We start from the raw sequence: 18,252 nt of genomic DNA, 5'->3' as shown, positions 1-18,252 counted from the left end.
CTTGATCAGGCGGTTCCATCCAGCCAAGGTTGCGAACCCGCCGCGATCTTCAACTGCATGCGATCGATATCTGATTGGGGGTGCGACAGGCCAGGATGGGCGAAAGCATGCTTTCCGAGCAGGTTATTCGCAAGCTACCGAGTAGTCTCCCTGTTCGGTCGGAGCATACTTGACAGGCAGCCTCGGCAATTCATAAAGCTCGTCGGATTCGCAGCTCCCCGAAACGCTGAGCCCTCGCGCCCTCATCCACCTGCAAACCTCGCTGCGACCCAGTAGGTCGGCATTGACTGAAATCGCACCAGCCAGCCACAGCGCTCGAGATAGAACCGGGCCAGAGCAGTTTTTTGGCCCGACAAGATTAAAATCCGTCCTCACTCTGGAAGCCAAGTCGCTAACGGCCTTCGCCCGACGAGGATAGTCTGTCGTCATGTATTCATTGAGAAGCACCTCCGGTTGGTACATGGGCAGCTCTCCAAGCCGTTTGAGCTCTTCGGTCGTGTACTTCAACTCGAACTCGCGACGGGTCTTCTCCTTGAGTTGCTCGCCAAAAGCCCATTTAGCCCCGACGAGCTCTTCAAGGCCATCGATGGACAGGTACCAGACGAAGCAATTGACGTCGTCGCGGTAAAAAACCCGCTCTTCTCCCAGCACCTTTCTCAGTGAGGTTGTTGAAGTTCGAGAGTTGTGCCGCAGCTTAAAAGTGCTTCCTTGGACTGGGAAATTGTCTGCATATCCAAGGCTGCGGTTGACATCACGAACTTGACCCAGATTGCGCAACGTCGCTTCACGACGATGGCTGAGCATCGCATCGATCGAGTCAAAGAAATCCGTGTCGACAAGCCGATCCAAGGGGCTGCGCACGTCATCGGTTTTATACCGTTGATCGATATCCCCTGTCGCAAAAGCGTCGATCACAATCAGCAGGCACTGCTTCACTTCTACTCGGTCGTGGGCAACCTTATAGAGGAGGGACCCAGCCAGATTTTCGGCGCCAAGGTTGTCAGACGGACCGCCGTCAATCACATGCAGAAACTTTTTGTCCGTCTTCTTTGCGCCAAAGTGAACTTGAGTGTCGCTAGGGTACGACGCCAGTGGAACCGCGCTGAAAAGCCCCGGGAAAGCAGCCGAGGCCGCAACTGCCCGTGACAATGGGTAGGAATCCAAATTCGAGTTCAGGCAGTTCCTGAAAAAGAAATCCGTAAAAGTGACACTCTCCCACTTGATTCTTGGCGCCAGCACACCTCGGCTACTGCAATGCTGTGGATATGGACCGGGTAGCTCATTCAATGCCGTTGCGTTGATAAGTAAGCCAAATCCGCCATCGCCCATATCCCCAAAGGTCAAGCCTCTGAACAGCGTGTCGTCAAAGACTTCTGCCATCAACTCGGTTCGGCCTAGCGAACCAAACATTGAAGATATGAAGTTGTCTGGCCGAGCCAACTTGGCCAGAAGCTTTGATCGAAAGTCCTGCGACAAATCCCGTTTGGCTTCTTCCCAAAATTCAAATGTGTTCTGGTCGTATTTTTTACCCTTTGCGGCGACGTAAGCGGACGCGAGAGAGCCCCCGGATACGCTTGATATAGCGTCAACGTGCTGAAGTATTCCAATGGAATCAAGCTCCCGCATCACGGCTGCTGCGTAGTTTGCCGCTCTTGAACCTCCACCGGAGATAGCCAGCCCTATGAAGGTTTCTTCTTTTTTTGTCTCGCACCCTTCGCTTAATTTTCTTGTCTTGTCAATGCACGTGGTCGTGAGGTAAGGCTTTAAAGAAGCCCTATTCTTGGGCGCTGGATCTTCCTTTTCATGCCTCACATTTGCGTAACGAGGTGGACTGGCGCACGCCGCGAGCAGAAAGGCCAGGCTAACTGGAATAAAAAGCGCAGCAAGTCTGGAAAAAATCATATGCGTTACGGCTCCTAGTTCCTGCGTACTTGAATTTTGTAGCGCTCTAATCCAATGCACCACATAGCGCGGCCATTGAAGATTAACGCTTACGTACGTGGGCCACCACCTCCAAGTAGAGGAGGCGCAAAAAGGCCAAATGCCGTACGCCGGCTCTTTCTACCGCGCGGCTGTGCCGTCAGGCCTTGGATCAAAGACAGAGGATGCTCAGCGATTCATGCAGCTTGATCGCACTGTCGCCACGTCTATCACTCCTGAATTCCCTCTGCTTTTAAAACAAGCAAGGTAGTGCCTACGCGGGTCAGACTTCAGCGAAATTCGACAGTTATGCGCCACCATCGTTGCGAGTTTTACCTTGCTGGCGTAACAACCTCAATGCAGCATCCGCCAAGTGGTCATCATCAATCATGTGAAGAAAGACTTGTCCGCCTGCTCTTTCACTGCCAATGACGCTGCCATTCAATGCGAAAAGTTCTGTCCACGGCAGACCGCAGGTCTCCTCGGCTGCGGTGATGATGTCTGATTCTTTTTTGTGCTTCACGTTTGAAACTCTACGTCTGCTTTTGCCGGAAGCTGTCATCTGACCGACGGCTGCAATGGGCCCAGAGGAGTCGTTCACGGCTCAATGAACCCGCAGCACCTCAAACTGCTGTCGGATTGCAGCGACCTGTATCGACACATCATCACCCTCGCATTTGCCCAGCATGGCCCTGCCCAAAGGGGCTTCCATGCTGATGACCTGAACCAGCTGAGTGCCGCTGCCCAACTGCATGCTGCCCCCATCCGGGCCGAGAAAGAGCTGTTGCTGCTTGTCGTCGGAATCGACCAGGCAGACCAGCGCGCCGAGCTGTATCCCTTTGCTGGCGTCGTAGGGACGCGGGCGGAATTGGTGCCACTTGGCCATCGCCTGGCGGATGGCTTCGGCGCGCCGGACTTGGCCGGTGGCCAGGTAGGCGGCTTCGAGTCCCAATGTGTCGTATTTGTTTTCGGCGATATTTTCTGCGTGGGTCGCCGTTTCGTGTGCCACCCGCACCGCATCTTCGGCTTGCAGCAGGTCTTCGGCGAGCCGTTTCAGCACCTGCTGTTGCAGCGAGAATTTATTCATGACGGAAGGTGGGCATCTCAAACAAGCGGGGAAGGCCTTAATTATGAAGGTCTCCTCCAGCCGTCGACCCGATTGCACTTTCGGCAGTGCACCGTCAGCGTTCATTCTTGCCGCCTACCGTACTGCGCCGAAGCACTATAAATGCACCCTGCGGGTTCTGATGTCTGCTTCTGGCCGATTGTTGACATCGCAACTGGGTAACGGGAACAGAGCCCGTCCAGCGTCTCCCCAAGCCTAAGAGCGGTCAGTGCTTCTTGACGTGATTAAAACAAGAGAGAGTCTTGCGCTTGAATGGCGAATGATGGGTACTGACTAATGCACTTGGCACTTGAAAGATCGTAAGGGGGAATCGGTTGCCGCCATGACCGGTAAGGTCCATTACGCAAATCAAGCAACGCTAAATACTGCAAGTTGTTGGCACAGATTTGGCACGCACGGCGTGCCAAATATTGCTAAACAATGCACTACATTGATATCATCTGCGCGTTGTAAATCATTGATCTACAAAGCGAAATTGGTGCGGCTGGCGGGGATCGAACCCACGACCCTTGGCTTCGGAGGCCAATACTCTATCCACTGAGCTACAGCCGCAACGCTGGAAACGGTTTGCGCCGGAATTCGCGGCCCGGGAGGACGCGAAATCAGGGCATTTGCACCGCGCGGGCGATTCACGCCGCGCGGTGTGCCCGATTCTACCAGCCGGCCACGGCACGCCCCGGGCCCGGCAAGAGCCCCAGCTATAATCCGAGGTTGCTGAGCAAGCGCTGTACAAGCGTGCCACCAATACGCGATAGCCCCCCGATTTTTAGTTTTTTGAGGACGCCATGAGCGCAAACGACCACACCACGGCCCACGAAGAAGCCCACACTGGCCCGATCAAGACGCCCCAGCAGCTGCTGGCAGCGGTTTTTTTCTCTTTTGTCGTCCCCGTTTTCGCCATCATCGGCCTGGTTTATTACGTCGCTTCGGCCAACAAGCCGGCTGCCGGCGCCAGCGAAGACGCCAAAGCCGTCGCGCAGCGCATCCAGAAAATCGGTTCGGTTGAAATCCGCGATGCGAACCGTCCCCTCAAATCCGGCGAAGAAGTCTACAAAGCCCAGTGCGTGACCTGCCACGGCACGGGCGCCGCCGGCGCACCGAAATTCGGTGACGCGGCCGCCTGGGGTGCCCGTATCAAGACCGGCTTCGATGCACTCTGGCATTCGGCCCTCAAGGGCAAGGGCGCGATGGGCGCGCAAGGTGGCGGCGACTTTGATGACATCGAAGTCGGCAGGGCCGTGGTCTACATGACGGCAGCCGCTGGCGGCAAGTTTGCCGAACCCAAGGCGCCTGCCGCGGCAGCAGCGGCAGCTCCCGCCGACGCAACGGCCGCCGCAGCCCCATCAGCAGACGTCGTGGCGGCCCTGGCCGCCGCCAACAAGGGTGCCGCACCCGCTGCGGCACCAGCCGCCGCCGGTGGCGCGGTTCCCGCGCTGTACGGCCAGGTCTGCGCCACCTGCCATGCAACGGGCGTGGCCAACGCACCCAAGCTCGGTGACAAGGCCGCCTGGGGCCCACGCGTGGCCGCCGGCGTCGATGGGCTGACCGCCAGTGCCATCAAGGGCAAAGGCGCAATGCCACCCAAGGGCGGTTCCGCAGCCTCCGACAGCGAAATCAAGGCCGTGGTTCAGTACATGGTCACTTCGGTCAAGTAAGCTGCCCGCCCCCTCACAAAAAAGCCGGTCATTGACCGGCTTTTTTCTTGTGCTTCTTTTATTCAGGGGCAGCGCTTGCCGCTACGGTTTTTGCTGCTGCGCCTGCGGGCTGCGCACATAGGCAAAGCGCGCCGGCAGGTCGCGGGCGGCGTAGTCCTCGGGCACCCACAGGCCCTGCTCCACCGCATCGGCAGCATGCGTCATGTCCTGGGTATGGACCAGGCCAAAGCCCAGGTCGGTCTCCAGGTAAAGCCGCCCGGCCTCATCCAGAATGCAGCGCTGCGCACGCGCGGCCGCGCCGGTGTGCGCGGTGACGGCGAAGGAGGGCGCCGGGCCGACGCGCCAGACCAGCGGTGTGGCTTCGAGCTCTACATAAACGCGCTGCGGGCCGTTCTGGAAGAACCAACGGCCGCCGGCGTCGCTTTCGTAGTTGCGCTGGATGAAGTCGATCAACTTGTCATGCTTGAGCAGCGAGCCCTTGGCGGCCTTGTTGCGCGCGGGGTCCGCACCCGGAACACCGCTAAAGGGCCCGGCGGCCTGGGCCCTGTCGTCGCGCATATACCAGTTGCCGCGCGCGTCCAGCCCCAGCCAGCCGTAGCAGTCGGGAACATTGGGCCATTTGGCAATCGCCTGCCGAACAATGTCGTCCATGAGCTTATTTTGCGCGCGGAGCTATAACTGCGCCGCCAGAAAGGCGGTGATGGCGTCAGGCATGGCGCGCACATGGCCCGGGAAGGGCGCCGAGGGAAAACCCACATGGCCGCCTTGGGCCGGCTGCCACAGCGTGACATGCGGCCCCGCCTCCGAGGCCTGCGGCAGGCTGGACGCCGGTACAAAGGGATCGTTGAGCGCGTTCAGGGCCAGCGCGGGCACGGCAATCCGGTGCAGGTGCGGCTTGGCCGAGGCCCGCGACCAGTAGTCGTCGGCGTTCTTGAAGCCGTGCAGCGGCGCGGTGAAGACGTCGTCAAACGCATAGAGGTCGCGCGCGGCCAGCAGCCGCTCGCGGTCGAACAGCCCGGGATGCTGCTCCAGCTTTTGCAAGGCCTTGGGCACCATGGTCTTGAGGAACATGCGGGTGTAGACCAGGCGGTTAAAGCCCCGGCCTATGGCCCAGCCGCTGGCGGCGAGGTCCAGCGGCGAGCACACGGAAGCGATGCCGCCCACCACCTGCCGGGCCTCGGCGCCCATCTCGCCGGCCCAGCGCATCAGCGCGTTGCCGCCCAGCGAGATGCCGACGGCCATCACCGGCCCGTCGCGCTGTTCCGCGAAGCGCCGCAGTATCCAGTCGATCTCGGCGAAGTCGCCCGAGTGGTAGGCCCGCGGCGCGAGGTTGATCTCGCCCGAGCAGCCGCGGAAATGCGGGATCGCGCAGGCCCAGCCGCGCTCGCGCGCGGCATCGGCCAGCGCCTCGGCGTAGTGGCTGGCGGAGGAGCCTTCAAGGCCGTGGAACACCACCAGCAAGGGTTTGGGTTCGGGAGTCGCGTCGTTCGTGACCAGCCAGTCGACATCGACAAAGTCCTCATCAGGCGTGGTCCAGCGCTCGCGGCGAAACACCGGCTGCGGGCCCAGGAAGCGGCGCGACTGCAGGGCGGCCCAGATGGTCTGCAGGTTGCCGCCCGGGAGCCACCAGGGCGCGGCATAGTTCATGGCGGGTTCCATGCGCAGCCGGGTCAATGGAGAACGGTGGGCGTTTCCGACACTTCCTGCATTTCGCGCGGCGTGCCGGGACTGGCATGGTGGGCCACCATGCGCCAACCCTGCGCGGTCTTGTGGTAGACGTTGGTAGCGATGACGTAGGCGTGGCGCGGGCCTTCTTCGGTGAGCACCTCGATGCGCTCGAGCACGCTGTGCACGCTGGCGCTCATGGCCTCCACCTTGCGGACCTTGATGGGCTGCGCGCGTATGGTGCCGTTGGAGAACATCGCATCGAAGGTCGCGCGTATGGCCGCCGGCCCCACGAGGCGGGCGCCCCCAGGGTGCACACAAACGATGTCGTCCTCGTCACCCCAGCAGGCCATGAGTTTTTCAATGTCGCCGGTTTGCAGCGCGTCGTAAAAGGCCGCCTCGATGTCATCGGCGTTGCCGGTGCTGGCGGGCGGGACTTTGGGTTTGGGCATGGGGACGATCAAAAGAAGTTCGGGCAAGGGGATGGGCTTCAATCCGGCTTGGCGTTTGGTGCTGAATTCTGCGCGGGATTGCGCGCCGCAGCAAGCCAGGCCTGGACCACGCCCTGCATGCCGCCGCCCGCCCGGCCCGCGCTGCCGCTCTGGTTGGCCTGCCACAGCAGCTCGGGCGCGGCCACATGGGTGCCGGGCGGCAGCACCTGCAGGGCGGCATCGACGAACTCCGCGAGCTTGGCGGGCCGCACCGGCTGCTCGGCCTGGGGAATCATGAACCTGAGCGTGGACAGCATCCAGGCCGCGACCCGCTCCAGCACATTCTTTCCCGCGGCGTCCTGCGCCTTGCGGGCCGAACGCACCAGCAGCAGGCGTTCAAAGCCCAAGGCGGCGACGGCCTGCTCGTCGAGGTTGGCCAGGCCGCGCTTGAGCGCATCGGGCAGGCGCCCGGTGGCGTGCGGCACGACCACGACCAGGGTCTGCACGCCGCAGCGTTTGAGCCACTGCGCCAGCGCGGGCAGCTCCGCAGGCGCGGGCGTCCAGAGCGTGCGCTCACGTCCGTAATACATGCGCGGCGGCTCGAACATGACCAGCCCGGTGTGCGCCGGCAGCGGCCTCAAGGCCCATTGCGCGATCGGCGAAGGCACGCCCGCCAGCGCGATGCCGACGCCGGAGAGCCCCGTCGCCATGGCTTCGGTGGCCAGCACCTCGGTGTGCGCATAGCGGCCGCTGCCGACCAGGCGGCGCAGCACCTCGTTGCCCAGCACGCCGGTGGCGCCGGCCACCAGCAGGCGCGGCTTGGCCTGGACGGGCGGCGGCGGGCGCAGGGCGGACTGCAAAGCTTGCAGCGGGCTGCCGGAAGCGGGGGATGTGGGCAGCGGGGACATTCGACTATGTTAGTGTTGCGGCTTGCATTTTCGGAGGCATTGCCATGACGATATCCCGCTTTTTGACATTCACCCTCGCGGCCCTGCTGGGCCTGCTGCTCTCGGGCTGCGGCTACAACGACTTCCAGCGCCTGGATGAGCAGACCAAGTCGGCCTGGTCCGAAGTGCTGAACCAGTACCAGCGCCGCGCCGACCTGGTGCCCAATATCGTGGCCACGGTCAAAGGTGAAGCGGCGTTCGAGCAGGATACGCTGACCAAGGTGGTGGAAGCGCGCGCCAAGGCCACCTCCATCCAGGTGACGCCCGAAACCCTGAACAACCCGGCCGCCTTCAGCAAATTCCAGGCAGCGCAGGGCGAGCTGGGCAGCGCGCTGAGCCGCCTCATGGTGGTCAGCGAACGTTACCCCGACCTCAAGGCCAACCAGGGCTTTCGCGACCTGCGCGTGCAGCTTGAAGGCACGGAAAACCGCATCACCGTGGCGCGCAAGCGCTACATCGACACCGTGCAGGAATACAACGTGCTCACGCGCAGCTTCCCGAACAACCTGACGGCCATGGTCTTTGGCTACCAGGTCAAACCCAACTTCTCGGTGCAGAACGAGGCGCAGATCTCCACGCCGCCGGTGGTGGACTTCAACAAGAAATAAAGCACGGCGGGCCTGAGCGTGCGGCGCTCCATGCTTTTTGTTCGCGGCGGTGCCCGGCTGCTGGGAGGCCTGCTGCTGGCCGCCTGGCTGCCGCTGGCGGCCTGGGCGCAGGGCGGCGTGCAGCCGGTACCGGCACTGACAGCCCATGTCATGGACGGCACCGGCACGCTGAGCGCCGCGCAGCGCGAGGCGCTGGAAGCCAAGCTCACGGCCTTTGAACAAAGCCGCGGCGCCCAGGTGGTGATGCTGCTGGTGCCCACCACCCAGCCGGAAGACATCGCCGCCTATGCGCAGCGCGTGGGCGACAGCTGGAAGATAGGCCGCAAGGGCGTAGGCGATGGGCTTTTGCTGGTGGTCGCCAAGAACGACCGCAAGGTGCGCATAGAAACCACCAAGGCGCTGGAAGGCGCGATTCCCGACCTGGCGGCGCGCCAGGTCATAGACACGGCCATCACGCCGCGCTTCAAACAAGGCGACTTCGCCGGTGGGCTCGATGCCGCGGCCGACCAGCTCATTGCGCTGATCAGCGGCGAAAACCTGCCCGCGCCCGAACACAGCGGCAGCAGCGGCAACAACGACGGTTTTGAGTGGACGGACCTGGCCGTCTTCCTGTTTTTTGCGGTGCCGATTGCCGGGCGCATAGCGGCCATGGTGCTGGGGCGCAAGTTCGGCTCGCTGGCCACCGGCGGTGTGGTCGGCGTGCTGGCCTGGATTTTCACCAGCAGCCTGATCGTGGCCGGCCTCGCCGTCCTGGTGGGCACGGTGTTCGCGCTGGTCGCTAGCCTGGGCGCGCTGGGCCGCGGCGGCCGCTCTTCGGGCGGCTGGACCAGCGGCGGCATAGGTAGCGGCGGCGGTGGCGGCTGGAGCAGCGGCGGCAGCAGCAGCAGCAGCGACGGCGGGGGTTTCAGCAGTGGCGGCGGTGGCGATTTCGGCGGCGGCGGCGCCTCGGGAGACTGGTAGGCATCATGCTCAACAAGCTCAAGACCCTGCTCAAACACCTCTGGCTGGACGCCGCCGATACCCGGCGCGCGATTCCGCCCGATATGCTGCAGCGGCTCGCGCGGCGCGTGGCGGCCAGCGAGCGGCGCCACAGCGGCGAGATCCGCATCTGCGTGGAGGCTTCACTGCCCCTGAGCTATCTCTGGCGCCTGGGCCGGCACACGTCCATCGCCGCGCTCACGCGCCAGCGCGCGGTCACGATGTTCGGCAAGCTGCGCGTCTGGGACACGGAGCACAACAACGGCGTGCTGATTTACGTGCTGCTGGCCGAACGCGCGATCGAGATCGTCGCCGACCGCGGCGTGGCGCGGCATGTCGGCCCCGACCAATGGCAGGCCATGGTGGCGCGCATGGCGGCCGCGTTTCGCGAGCAGCGTTATGAAGATGGGCTGACGCAGGCGCTGGAGGAAACCTCGGCGGTACTGATGCAGCACTTCGCGGTGGATGGCTCGGAGCAAGATGCGCACGCCAAGGCGAATGAACTGCCCGACGCGCCGCTGCTTCAGTGAAGAGACCCGCTCAGGATGACAGCAAAACGCCCAAGACAAACAACCCCGTCAGCACAACCAGGATGCGGCGTATCCATGTCCTGAGCGAACGTCGTCCCTTGCGGTGCGGCGAAAGCTCTTCGTCCCACGTCAGACTGTCCAGTGCGCTGTCCATAATCCCACCTCGTCGCTTCGGTTGAATCCCTGGATCCACGATACGGCAGGGGCGCCCTCGCTGGCTGTGATTTAGGGTTTCCAGTTGTTAAGCTGAGGCGCCGGCGCAACAGCATGAGTGCGAAAGGATTAGTGCTGATGCGCCGCCCATGAAAAAAGCCCCTGGCTTTCGACAGGGGCTTGCTGCGATCCGGCGATAAAGCCGGAAGGCTTGTTTTTATTTCTTCTGGCGGTATTTGCGCAAGGCGGCGATCTGCGCGGCCATGACGGCGAGTTCAGACTGGGCCATGGCGATGTCGATGTCGCTCTTGGCGTTCTTCAGCGCTTCCTCGGCGGCGGCCTTGGCTTCGCTGGCCTTGGTCTCGTCCAGGTCCTTGCCGCGGATGGCGGTGTCGCTCAACACCGTCACGCAGTTGGGTTGCACTTCGAGCAGGCCGCCGGCCACGAAGACGAACTCTTCCGTGCCGTCGGCTTTTTCAATGCGCACGGCACCCGGCTTGATGCGGGTGATCAGCGGCGTGTGGCGCGGGTAAATGCCCAGCTCGCCAGCCTCGCCGGGCAATGCCACGAACTTGGCTTCGCCCGAGAAGATGGACTCTTCTGCGGATACGACGTCGACGTGAATGGTGCTCATACGTACTCCAATTAAAAAGGGGGATGGAAAGTGGTCAGTTGAGATGAGCCGCTAGGCGGCGCGCGGAAATGTGCAGAAAGCACATTGAGCACGCCAACAACGCGGATCGCTCAAATGGCCGCTTTACGCCACCTTTTTCGCTTTTTCGAAGGCTTCGTCGATGGTCCCGACCATGTAGAAAGCCTGTTCCGGCAGGTGATCGCACTCGCCGGACACAATCATCTTGAAGCCGCGAATCGTTTCAGCCAGGCTGACGTACTTGCCGGGCGAGCCGGTGAACACTTCAGCAACGTGGAAAGGCTGCGACAGGAAACGCTGGATCTTGCGGGCGCGGGCCACGGCCAGCTTGTCTTCAGGGGCCAGTTCGTCCATGCCCAGAATCGCGATGATGTCGCGCAGTTCCTTGTAACGCTGCAGCGTGCCCTGCACGGCGCGGGCCGTGTTGTAGTGGTCTTCGCCGACGACATTCGGGTCCAGCTGACGGCTGGTGGAGTCCAGCGGATCGACCGCGGGGTAGATACCCAGCGAAGCGATGTCACGCGAGAGCACCACGGTGGAGTCCAGGTGAGCGAAGGTGGTGGCGGGCGACGGGTCGGTCAAGTCATCGGCAGGAACGTAAACGGCCTGGATGGAAGTGATGGAGCCGACCTTGGTGGAGGTAATACGCTCTTGCAGGCGGCCCATTTCCTCGGCCAGCGTGGGCTGGTAGCCCACGGCGGAAGGCATACGGCCCAGCAGCGCGGACACTTCGGTACCGGCCAGCGTGTAGCGGTAGATGTTGTCCACGAAGAACAGCACGTCGCGGCCTTCGTCACGGAAGGATTCGGCGATGGTCAGGCCGGTCAGCGCGACGCGCAGGCGGTTTCCTGGGGGCTCGTTCATCTGGCCGTAGACCATGGCCACTTTGGATTCGCCGAGGTTCTCGAGGTTCACGACGCCGGAGTCGGCCATCTCGTGGTAGAAGTCATTGCCTTCGCGGGTACGTTCACCCACACCGGCGAACACGGACAGGCCCGAGTGCGCCTTGGCGATGTTGTTGATCAGTTCCATCATGTTCACGGTCTTGCCGACGCCGGCGCCGCCGAACAGGCCCACCTTGCCGCCCTTGGCGAAGGGGCAGACCAGGTCGATCACCTTGATGCCGGTTTCCAGCAGTTCCTGCGATGGCGACAGTTCGTCGTACGCGGGGGCCTTGCGGTGGATGGGGGCGGTCAGGGTCTGGTCGACCGGGCCGCGCTCGTCGATGGGCGAACCCAGCACGTCCATGATGCGGCCCAGCGTGGCCTTGCCCACGGGAACCGTGATGTTGGCGCCGGTGTTGTACACGACGTTGCCGCGGCGCAGGCCGTCGGAGGTGCCCAGCGCGATGGTGCGCACGATGCCGTCGCCCAGCTGCTGCTGGACTTCCAGCGTCAGCGCGGAGCCTTCCATCTTGAGCGCGTCGTAAATCTTGGGCATCTGGTCGCGCGCGAATTCCACGTCAACCACCGCACCAATACACTGAACAATCTTGCCTTGAGCCTGAGCCATGATTGAATCCTTTTCCGTTTCTTTAAATCTTTAAATCGGGTGTGGCGGCTTAAACCGCTGCAGCACCGGCAACGATTTCCGAAAGTTCTTTCGTGATCGCCGCTTGACGCGTTTTGTTGTAAACCAGCTTGAGTTCGCCAATCACGCTGCCGGCGTTGTCGGTGGCGGCCTTCATGGCCACCATGCGGGCGGACTGCTCGGACGCCATGTTCTCGGCAACCGCCTGGTACACCAGCGCTTCCACGTAGCGAACCAGCAGGTCGTCGATCACGGTCTGCGCGTCGGGCTCGTAGATGTAGTCCCAGCCGTGCTGGTCCTTGTCGGCCTGCAGGTGCGCGGCCGTCAAGGGCAGCAGCTGCTCGACCACCGGTTCCTGGCGCATGGTGTTGATGAACTTGGTGTACGACAGGTACACCGCGTTGATCTTGCCTTCCGCGTACGCGTCGAGCAGCACCTTGACGGGGCCAATCAGTTTTTCCAGGTGCGGCTTGTCGCCGAGCTGGGTCGCGTGCGACACCACCTTGGCGCCGACCCGGTTCAGAAAACCGAGGCCCTTGTTGCCGATGGCCACCGCCCGCGCGTCATGGCCGGCGGCCTGCACTTCCTTGAGCTTGGCCGTCACGGCGCGCAGCACGTTGGTGTTCATGCCGCCGCACAGGCCCTTGTCGGTCGTCACCACGATGAACCCGGTGGCCTTGGCGTCGTTGGACTCCATGAACGCGTGGGTGTACTCGGGGTTGGCCTGACTCAGGTTGGCCGTGATGTTGCGGATCTTGTCGCTGTAAGGACGGGCAGCGCGCATCCGCTCCTGCGCCTTGCGCATCTTGGAGGCGGCCACCATCTCCATGGCCTTGGTGATCTTCTTGGTGTTTTCCACCGATTTGATCTTGCCGCGTATTTCCTTGCCTGCTGCCATATGGATTCCTAAGGGGTTCCTGAGGGTTGCTTAATTACCTGCTTGACGATGAGGTCAGGCGAGATCAGGCAAACGACTTCTTGAACTCGGCCACGGCCGTGTTCAGTTCAGCCTCAGCGTCCTTGTCCATGGCCTTGTTGGCTTCGAGCTTGGCCATCAGGGCCGCGTTCTTGTCCTTCAGGTAGGCGTGCAGGCCGTGTTCGAAAGCCAGGACCTTCTTGACTTCGATGTCGTCCATGAAGCCCTTGTTCACGGCGAACAACGTGGCGGCCATGTTGGAGATCGACAGCGGCGAGTACTGGGCCTGCTTGAGCAGTTCGGTCACGCGGGCACCGCGGTCCAGCTGCTTGCGGGTGGCTTCGTCCAGGTCGGAGGCGAACTGCGCGAAGGCGGCCAGTTCACGGTACTGGGCCAGGTCGGTACGGATACCGCCGGACAGGTTCTTGACCAGCTTGGTCTGGGCGGCGCCGCCGACGCGGGACACCGAGATACCGGCGTTGATCGCGGGACGGATACCGGCGTTGAACAGGCTGGTTTCCAGGAAGATCTGGCCGTCGGTGATCGAAATCACGTTGGTCGGAACGAACGCGGACACGTCGCCGGCCTGCGTTTCGATGATGGGCAGCGCGGTCAGCGAACCGGTCTTGCCTTTGACCGCACCCTTGGTGAAGTCTTCAACATACTTCTCGTTCACGCGAGCTGCGCGCTCGAGCAGACGGCTGTGCAGATAGAACACGTCGCCGGGATAGGCTTCGCGGCCCGGCGGGCGGCGCAGCAGCAGCGAAACCTGGCGGTAAGCCACGGCCTGCTTGGACAGGTCGTCATACACGATCAGCGCGTCTTCGCCGCGATCACGGAAGTATTCGCCCATGGTGCAGCCGGAGTAGGCGCTGACGTATTGCATGGCGGCGGACTCGGAAGCCGCGGCGGCCACGACGATGGTGTATTCCATCGCGCCGGCTTGTTCCAGCGCGCGCACCACGTTCTTGATCGACGAAGCCTTCTGGCCGATCGCGACGTAGACGCAGGAAACGCCCTTGCCCTTCTGGTTGATGATGGCGTCGATGGCCACGGCGGTCTTGCCGGTCTGGCGGTCGCCGATGATCAGTTCGCGCTGGCCGCGGCCGACGGGCACCATGGAGTCGATGGACTTCAGGCCGGTCTGCAGGGGCTGGTCGACGGATTTACGGGCGATCACGCCGGGCGCGACCTTTTCGATCACGTCGGTCATCTTGGCGTTGATCGGACCCTTGCCGTCGATGGGCTGGCCCAGGGCGTTCACCACGCGGCCGAGCAGCTCGGGGCCGACGGGCACTTCCAGAATGCGGCCCGTGCACTTGACGGTGTCGCCTTCGGCGATGTGTTCGTATTCACCCAGGATCACGGAGCCGACCGAGTCACGCTCGAGGTTCAGCGCCAGGCCGTAGGTGGGGGTACCGTCGGCGGTTGCGGGGAATTCCAGCATTTCGCCCTGCATCACGTCGGACAGGCCGTGGATGCGGACGATACCGTCGGTGACGGACACCACGGTGCCCTGGTTGCGGATGTCGCTGCTGCCGGTCAGGCCTTCGATACGGCTCTTGATCAGTTCAGAAATTTCTGCGGGATTGAGTTGCATGACTCTTTCCTTCTTTCAGTATGTTGTTGGCTAAAAACCTGCGGGTGGCGCCTGAGCACCGGGCTCAGGAGATCAGCGCCACTTTCATTTGCTCTAAACGGGCTTTGACCGAGGTGTCCAGCACCTCGTCACCCACCACGACTCGCACGCCGCCTATCAGGGCCGGCTCCAGCTCAACCTGGAGGTTGAGCTTCTTGCCAAAGCGTTTTTCCAGCGTTGCCGACAGGTCGGCCAGCGCCGCGCCGTCGAGCGCGAAAGCGCTGTAGACGGTCGCGTCGGAAGAACCGCTCTGCGCGTTTTTCAGGACACGGAACTGCGCGGCGATTTCCGGCAGGACGCTGAGGCGGCCGTTCTCGATCACCGTGCGCAGGAAGTTTTTCGCGGCGTCCGGCAGCTTGGTCTTGGCAACGCCCGAAATCACGTCGAACGCCTGCGCCGAAGTGACGCCGGGGTTGCCGGCGTACTGCTGCAGCTGCGCATTCGCAGCGATGGCGGCCAGCTCGTCGAGCCAGGCGGCGGTGCCGCCCAGGTCGGAGCCGGAGGCCTTGAACAGCGCTTCGGCGTAGGGACGGGCAATGGTGGCTAGTTCGGCCATGTTGATGCTCGCTTAGAGTTCGATCTTCAGGCGGCCCAGCAAGTCAGCATGCACACCGGCATTGACTTCCTTGCGCAGAATCTGCTCGGCGCCCTTGACGGCCAGCGCAGCCACCTGCTCGCGCAGGGCTTCGCGGGCCTTCACGGCCTGCTGCTCGGCTTCGGCCTTGGCGGCGGCAATGATCTTGCTGCCTTCTTCGGTGGCCTTGGCCTTGGCTTCTTCGATCAGGGCCTGGCCCCGGCGCTCGGCTTCGGCCAGGCGCACGGCCGCTTCGTTGCGCGACTTGGCCAGCTCTTCTTCCACGCGCTTGTTGGCGACGGAGAGTTCGGATTTGGCTTTGTCGGCAGCAGCAAGGCCGTCAGCGATTTTTTGCGCGCGCGCGTCCAGGGCCGCCGCGATGGGTGGCCACACAAACTTCATCGTGAACCCGACCAAAATCAGGAACACGATCAGCTGGACAATAAGGGTACCGGTAATGCTCACTGCTCATCCTTTCCCTTGGGGCCCAGCTGCAAGCCGGCCCGAAGGAATGACATTCTTGGGACTTGGGTCAATGCTTACTTGGGCAGGTTGGCGATTTGCGCCAGGAAGGGGTTGGCGGTAGCGAACCACAGCGCGATACCCGTGCCGATAATGAAAGCGGCGTCGATCAGACCGGCCAGCAGGAACATCTTGGTCTGCAGTTCGCCCATCAGCTCAGGCTGGCGTGCAGCTGCTTCGAGGTATTTGCTGCCCATGATGCCGATGCCGATACAGGCGCCGACAGCACCGAGGCCGATGATGAGGCCAGCGGCCAGAGCGACAAAACTAATAACTTCCATGATGACTCCTTAGGACTTTGGTTACGAGAGAAAAAGAAAAACGGAAAACGGGGACAACGGGTTAGTGGTGATCGTGCGCCTGGCCGATGTACACCAGCGTCAGCATCATGAACACGAAGGCTTGCAGCGTGATGATCAGGATGTGGAAGATGGCCCAGGCCGAGCCCGCGATGATGTGGCCGATGGCCAGGCCGATGCCGGTCGCCGACAGCGACCAGGCGCCGCCCATCAGGGCGATCAGCAGGAAAATCAGTTCGCCGGCATACATGTTGCCGAACAGTCGCATGCCGTGCGAGACCGTCTTGGCGACGAACTCGATGACCTGCATCAGGAAGTTGAAGGGGTACAGCGCCCAGTGGTTGCCGAAAGGCGCGGTGAACAGTTCGTGGATCCAGCCGCCCACGCCCTTGATCTTGACGTTGTAGACCAGGCAGGTGATCAGCACGCCCATGGACAGGCCCATGGTGATGGAGAGGTCGGCGGTGGGCACCGAGCGCATGTAAGCGTGGTGAGCGTCATGGCCGGCGGCGCCGTAAATCCAGGCCCAGATGACGGGCAGCAGGTCGACCGGCAGCAAGTCCATGGCATTCAGCAGGAAAATCCAGACAAACACGGTCAGGGCCAGCGGCGCGACCAGCTTGCGGCTTTCGGCGTTGTGCACGATGCCCTTGGCTTGCGCGTCGACCATTTCGACGAGGATTTCAACCGCGGCCTGGAAGCGGCCTGGAACGCCGGAAGTGGCTTTGCGGGCCGCTTTCCAGAGCAGGAAGCAACCGAGCACGCCCAGCAAGATGGTGAAAACGGTGGAATCCAGGTTGATGACGCTCAGATCGAACGGGCCAACAAGTTCCTTGTTGCGCCAGTGCGTCAGGTGGTGAACGATGTATTCACCGGCGGTTGGACCGCCATGTCCAGCAGCATTCTCAGCAGCCATTTATTGCTCGCCTCAAAGTTTATTTTTCCTGACCGCGAACAACAGCGCGAGCCAGGACGTTTTCATTGTCACCACCAGGCCGACCAGCATGGCCGGCCAACTCAGCATCGAAACCAGCCTTGGCGCGGCAAACAGCATTGCCACCGTCAAGGCGATCTTGACCATTTCCCACAAAAAGAAACCAGCCACCGCAGTGCCTGGGTTCATGGACCACACTTTGCCGGTCAAGCCGCGCGCAAACAGCGCGGCCGGAATCACCACCGCCAGCGCCCCGTAGAGCGCCGACCAGCCGGCGGACCGCTGGCCTGTCAGTGCCCAGGCAGCACATGCCACCAGAACCCCAACCACCAGTTGCCCCGCCAATACCGACCAGGGGGAGATCGACGGACTCGTTTCACGAAGCTTTTGGGCTTCTTCCCGCGTCAGGGTCTTGAAACCCTCGTCGTCCGCCTCAAGCTCATATGTAACTGCCCGGGGGACCGGGTCCGTCGCCGAATTCGCCGAATTTGTCATTCTGAAACCTACAAATTACGGGAAAGTTACAGGGGCCGCTATTAGCAAAGCCCTTGATTATACGTAGAAACCCCTGCACCCCCATAAAAAACCCCGCTTGCGGGTGAATTAGGGGCCTCTCACACCTGCGCCGGGGCGGGCACCAGGGGTGGTTCACAATGGGCTGGCCCAACGCCCCACTGAAAGATCCCTCCATGCACGCCCTGATGAAATTCCTGCACCTCGCCGCCGCCATCGCCTGGCTGGGCGGGATTTCCTTCATGCTGTTCGCCCTGCGCCCCGCCGCGGCCGAGCAGCTCGCGCCGCCGCAGCGCCTGCCCCTGATCGTGCAGGTCCTGCGGCGTTTCTTCGTCGGGGTGTGGGCCGGCATCGCGGTCCTGCTGGTGACGGGCCTGGCCATGCTGCTGGCCGTCGGCATGAAAAGTGCGCCCACCGGCTGGCACATGATGTTCGGCTTGGGTCTGTTGATGTTCGCGCTGTTCGGCCACCTGTATTTCGGCCCCTTCCGCCGCCTCAAGCAGGCCGTGGCCGCGTCCGCCTGGCCCGAAGGCGGGCGCCGCGTCGGGCAGATCGCCACCCTGGCCATGGCCAACCTCGCACTGGGCGCGCTGGCGATAGCCGCCGTCATTTTTCTCGCGTGAAGAAGGCGCGGCCCCAACCCCGAAAAAAAACCGGCTG

Annotated in this window: 22 protein-coding genes and 1 tRNA gene; 5 read left to right on the top strand and 18 right to left on the bottom strand. The window is 62.4% G+C overall.

Annotation, left to right across the window (positions count from 1 at the left end):
• Nucleotides 1–123: 123 nt before the first annotated feature.
• The 4 genes from BLQ85_RS17580 to BLQ85_RS17570 form a co-directional block, all read right to left on the bottom strand.
• Complete coding sequence (locus BLQ85_RS17580; protein WP_074578742.1) at nucleotides 124–1,902, bottom strand: patatin-like phospholipase family protein; 1,779 nt, start codon at nucleotides 1,900–1,902, stop codon at nucleotides 124–126.
• Nucleotides 1,903–2,227: 325 nt separating this feature from the next.
• A complete protein-coding gene (locus BLQ85_RS24365; RefSeq protein WP_175456140.1) occupies nucleotides 2,228–2,521 on the bottom strand; it encodes a hypothetical protein in 294 nt (97 codons plus the stop codon).
• 3 nt (nucleotides 2,522–2,524) lie between these two features.
• Complete coding sequence (locus tag BLQ85_RS17575; protein WP_074578740.1) at nucleotides 2,525–3,007, bottom strand: GreA/GreB family elongation factor; 483 nt, start codon at nucleotides 3,005–3,007, stop codon at nucleotides 2,525–2,527.
• Between the two features lie 515 nt (nucleotides 3,008–3,522).
• Nucleotides 3,523–3,598, bottom strand: a tRNA-Arg gene (locus tag BLQ85_RS17570).
• Nucleotides 3,599–3,831: 233 nt separating this feature from the next.
• On the opposite strand from BLQ85_RS17570, the gene BLQ85_RS17565 reads away from it, so the two are divergent.
• A complete protein-coding gene (locus BLQ85_RS17565; protein WP_074578738.1) occupies nucleotides 3,832–4,701 on the top strand; it encodes a c-type cytochrome in 870 nt (289 codons plus the stop codon).
• An 81-nt stretch (nucleotides 4,702–4,782) separates the two neighbouring features.
• Here BLQ85_RS17565 and BLQ85_RS17560 read toward each other — a convergent pair whose 3' ends face one another.
• The 4 genes from BLQ85_RS17560 to BLQ85_RS17545 are packed head-to-tail and all read right to left on the bottom strand — an operon-like array spanning nucleotide 4,783 to nucleotide 7,705.
• The gene (locus BLQ85_RS17560; protein WP_074578736.1) at nucleotides 4,783–5,352 is read right to left on the bottom strand and encodes a DUF2946 family protein; all 570 of its coding nucleotides are present in this window, start codon (nucleotides 5,350–5,352) and stop codon (nucleotides 4,783–4,785) included.
• Between the two features lie 21 nt (nucleotides 5,353–5,373).
• On the bottom strand, nucleotides 5,374–6,348 hold the full coding sequence (locus BLQ85_RS17555) for a YheT family hydrolase (RefSeq protein ID WP_083336906.1): 975 nt from the start codon (nucleotides 6,346–6,348) through the stop codon (nucleotides 5,374–5,376).
• A gap of 23 nt (nucleotides 6,349–6,371) precedes the next feature.
• A complete protein-coding gene (locus BLQ85_RS17550; protein ID WP_074578731.1) occupies nucleotides 6,372–6,818 on the bottom strand; it encodes a YybH family protein in 447 nt (148 codons plus the stop codon).
• Nucleotides 6,819–6,856: 38 nt separating this feature from the next.
• The gene (locus BLQ85_RS17545; protein WP_074578729.1) at nucleotides 6,857–7,705 is read right to left on the bottom strand and encodes a hypothetical protein; all 849 of its coding nucleotides are present in this window, start codon (nucleotides 7,703–7,705) and stop codon (nucleotides 6,857–6,859) included.
• 44 nt (nucleotides 7,706–7,749) lie between these two features.
• On the opposite strand from BLQ85_RS17545, the gene BLQ85_RS17540 reads away from it, so the two are divergent.
• Genes BLQ85_RS17540 through BLQ85_RS17530 form a run of 3 tightly spaced genes read left to right on the top strand, consistent with a single transcriptional unit; the run spans nucleotide 7,750 to nucleotide 9,860 of the window.
• On the top strand, nucleotides 7,750–8,352 hold the full coding sequence (locus tag BLQ85_RS17540) for a LemA family protein (RefSeq protein ID WP_074578726.1): 603 nt from the start codon (nucleotides 7,750–7,752) through the stop codon (nucleotides 8,350–8,352).
• A gap of 30 nt (nucleotides 8,353–8,382) precedes the next feature.
• Nucleotides 8,383–9,312 (top strand): TPM domain-containing protein, encoded by a 930-nt coding sequence (locus BLQ85_RS17535; RefSeq protein WP_074578907.1) that lies wholly within the window; start codon nucleotides 8,383–8,385, stop codon nucleotides 9,310–9,312.
• Nucleotides 9,313–9,317: 5 nt separating this feature from the next.
• Nucleotides 9,318–9,860 carry a TPM domain-containing protein gene (locus tag BLQ85_RS17530; protein ID WP_074578724.1) on the top strand — a complete coding sequence of 181 codons (543 nt, stop codon included), beginning with the start codon at nucleotides 9,318–9,320 and terminating at the stop codon, nucleotides 9,858–9,860.
• 10 nt (nucleotides 9,861–9,870) lie between these two features.
• Here BLQ85_RS17530 and BLQ85_RS24620 read toward each other — a convergent pair whose 3' ends face one another.
• The 10 genes from BLQ85_RS24620 to BLQ85_RS17485 form a co-directional block, all read right to left on the bottom strand.
• Entirely contained in the window at nucleotides 9,871–10,014 is a 144-nt protein-coding gene (locus tag BLQ85_RS24620) for a hypothetical protein (protein WP_175456139.1), read from the bottom strand.
• A gap of 216 nt (nucleotides 10,015–10,230) precedes the next feature.
• Entirely contained in the window at nucleotides 10,231–10,647 is a 417-nt protein-coding gene (locus BLQ85_RS17525) for a F0F1 ATP synthase subunit epsilon (protein WP_007868942.1), read from the bottom strand.
• A gap of 123 nt (nucleotides 10,648–10,770) precedes the next feature.
• A complete protein-coding gene (gene atpD / locus BLQ85_RS17520) occupies nucleotides 10,771–12,177 on the bottom strand; it encodes a F0F1 ATP synthase subunit beta (RefSeq protein WP_007868954.1) in 1,407 nt (468 codons plus the stop codon).
• A gap of 49 nt (nucleotides 12,178–12,226) precedes the next feature.
• Nucleotides 12,227–13,093 (bottom strand): F0F1 ATP synthase subunit gamma, encoded by an 867-nt coding sequence (gene atpG / locus BLQ85_RS17515; RefSeq protein WP_074578722.1) that lies wholly within the window; start codon nucleotides 13,091–13,093, stop codon nucleotides 12,227–12,229.
• Nucleotides 13,094–13,157: 64 nt separating this feature from the next.
• Nucleotides 13,158–14,711, bottom strand: a complete 1,554-nt coding sequence (atpA, locus tag BLQ85_RS17510; RefSeq protein WP_074578720.1) for a F0F1 ATP synthase subunit alpha — start codon at nucleotides 14,709–14,711, stop codon at nucleotides 13,158–13,160.
• A 64-nt stretch (nucleotides 14,712–14,775) separates the two neighbouring features.
• Nucleotides 14,776–15,306: a F0F1 ATP synthase subunit delta gene (locus BLQ85_RS17505; RefSeq protein ID WP_007868963.1), complete on the bottom strand. Its 531-nt coding sequence runs from the start codon at nucleotides 15,304–15,306 to the stop codon at nucleotides 14,776–14,778.
• Between the two features lie 12 nt (nucleotides 15,307–15,318).
• The gene (locus tag BLQ85_RS17500; RefSeq protein ID WP_074578718.1) at nucleotides 15,319–15,789 is read right to left on the bottom strand and encodes a F0F1 ATP synthase subunit B; all 471 of its coding nucleotides are present in this window, start codon (nucleotides 15,787–15,789) and stop codon (nucleotides 15,319–15,321) included.
• A gap of 74 nt (nucleotides 15,790–15,863) precedes the next feature.
• Nucleotides 15,864–16,127 carry a F0F1 ATP synthase subunit C gene (gene atpE, locus BLQ85_RS17495; RefSeq protein ID WP_007868969.1) on the bottom strand — a complete coding sequence of 88 codons (264 nt, stop codon included), beginning with the start codon at nucleotides 16,125–16,127 and terminating at the stop codon, nucleotides 15,864–15,866.
• A 61-nt stretch (nucleotides 16,128–16,188) separates the two neighbouring features.
• Nucleotides 16,189–17,061, bottom strand: coding sequence for a F0F1 ATP synthase subunit A (atpB, locus tag BLQ85_RS17490; RefSeq protein WP_074578715.1), 873 nt, complete (start codon nucleotides 17,059–17,061; stop codon nucleotides 16,189–16,191).
• Between the two features lie 12 nt (nucleotides 17,062–17,073).
• On the bottom strand, nucleotides 17,074–17,574 hold the full coding sequence (locus BLQ85_RS17485; RefSeq protein ID WP_074578713.1) for an ATP synthase subunit I: 501 nt from the start codon (nucleotides 17,572–17,574) through the stop codon (nucleotides 17,074–17,076).
• A gap of 194 nt (nucleotides 17,575–17,768) precedes the next feature.
• Here BLQ85_RS17485 and BLQ85_RS17480 point away from each other — a divergent pair, with 194 nt between their 5' ends.
• Nucleotides 17,769–18,215, top strand: coding sequence for a DUF4149 domain-containing protein (locus BLQ85_RS17480; protein WP_074578905.1), 447 nt, complete (start codon nucleotides 17,769–17,771; stop codon nucleotides 18,213–18,215).
• The last annotated feature ends 37 nt before the right edge of the window (nucleotides 18,216–18,252 follow it).

It is taken from the genome of Polaromonas sp. JS666 (genome assembly GCF_900103405.1).
GTDB lineage: Bacteria > Pseudomonadota > Gammaproteobacteria > Burkholderiales > Burkholderiaceae_C > Polaromonas.
Note: the sequence above shows the minus strand (reverse complement) of the source record. Positions and strands in the feature narration are given on the sequence as shown.

Bases quoted from the DNA above. Each gene is read 5' to 3' on its own strand.
- atpD (WP_007868954.1), bottom strand. From the start codon at position 12,177: ATGGCTCAGGCTCAAGGCAAGATTGTTCAGTGTATTGGTGCGGTGGTT.
- BLQ85_RS17565 (WP_074578738.1), top strand. From the start codon at position 3,832: ATGAGCGCAAACGACCACACCACGGCCCACGAAGAAGCCCACACTGGC.
- BLQ85_RS17545 (WP_074578729.1), bottom strand. From the start codon at position 7,705: ATGTCCCCGCTGCCCACATCCCCCGCTTCCGGCAGCCCGCTGCAAGCT.
- BLQ85_RS17525 (WP_007868942.1), bottom strand. From the start codon at position 10,647: ATGAGCACCATTCACGTCGACGTCGTATCCGCAGAAGAGTCCATCTTC.
- BLQ85_RS17505 (WP_007868963.1), bottom strand. From the start codon at position 15,306: ATGGCCGAACTAGCCACCATTGCCCGTCCCTACGCCGAAGCGCTGTTC.
- BLQ85_RS17580 (WP_074578742.1), bottom strand. From the start codon at position 1,902: ATGATTTTTTCCAGACTTGCTGCGCTTTTTATTCCAGTTAGCCTGGCC.
- BLQ85_RS17530 (WP_074578724.1), top strand. From the start codon at position 9,318: ATGCTCAACAAGCTCAAGACCCTGCTCAAACACCTCTGGCTGGACGCC.
- BLQ85_RS17555 (WP_083336906.1), bottom strand. From the start codon at position 6,348: ATGAACTATGCCGCGCCCTGGTGGCTCCCGGGCGGCAACCTGCAGACC.
- atpE (WP_007868969.1), bottom strand. From the start codon at position 16,127: ATGGAAGTTATTAGTTTTGTCGCTCTGGCCGCTGGCCTCATCATCGGC.
- BLQ85_RS17535 (WP_074578907.1), top strand. From the start codon at position 8,383: ATGCTTTTTGTTCGCGGCGGTGCCCGGCTGCTGGGAGGCCTGCTGCTG.
- atpA (WP_074578720.1), bottom strand. From the start codon at position 14,711: ATGCAACTCAATCCCGCAGAAATTTCTGAACTGATCAAGAGCCGTATC.
- BLQ85_RS17540 (WP_074578726.1), top strand. From the start codon at position 7,750: ATGACGATATCCCGCTTTTTGACATTCACCCTCGCGGCCCTGCTGGGC.
- atpG (WP_074578722.1), bottom strand. From the start codon at position 13,093: ATGGCAGCAGGCAAGGAAATACGCGGCAAGATCAAATCGGTGGAAAAC.
- BLQ85_RS17485 (WP_074578713.1), bottom strand. From the start codon at position 17,574: ATGACAAATTCGGCGAATTCGGCGACGGACCCGGTCCCCCGGGCAGTT.
- BLQ85_RS24620 (WP_175456139.1), bottom strand. From the start codon at position 10,014: ATGGACAGCGCACTGGACAGTCTGACGTGGGACGAAGAGCTTTCGCCG.
- BLQ85_RS17575 (WP_074578740.1), bottom strand. From the start codon at position 3,007: ATGAATAAATTCTCGCTGCAACAGCAGGTGCTGAAACGGCTCGCCGAA.
- atpB (WP_074578715.1), bottom strand. From the start codon at position 17,061: ATGGCTGCTGAGAATGCTGCTGGACATGGCGGTCCAACCGCCGGTGAA.
- BLQ85_RS17550 (WP_074578731.1), bottom strand. From the start codon at position 6,818: ATGCCCAAACCCAAAGTCCCGCCCGCCAGCACCGGCAACGCCGATGAC.
- BLQ85_RS17560 (WP_074578736.1), bottom strand. From the start codon at position 5,352: ATGGACGACATTGTTCGGCAGGCGATTGCCAAATGGCCCAATGTTCCC.
- BLQ85_RS17480 (WP_074578905.1), top strand. From the start codon at position 17,769: ATGCACGCCCTGATGAAATTCCTGCACCTCGCCGCCGCCATCGCCTGG.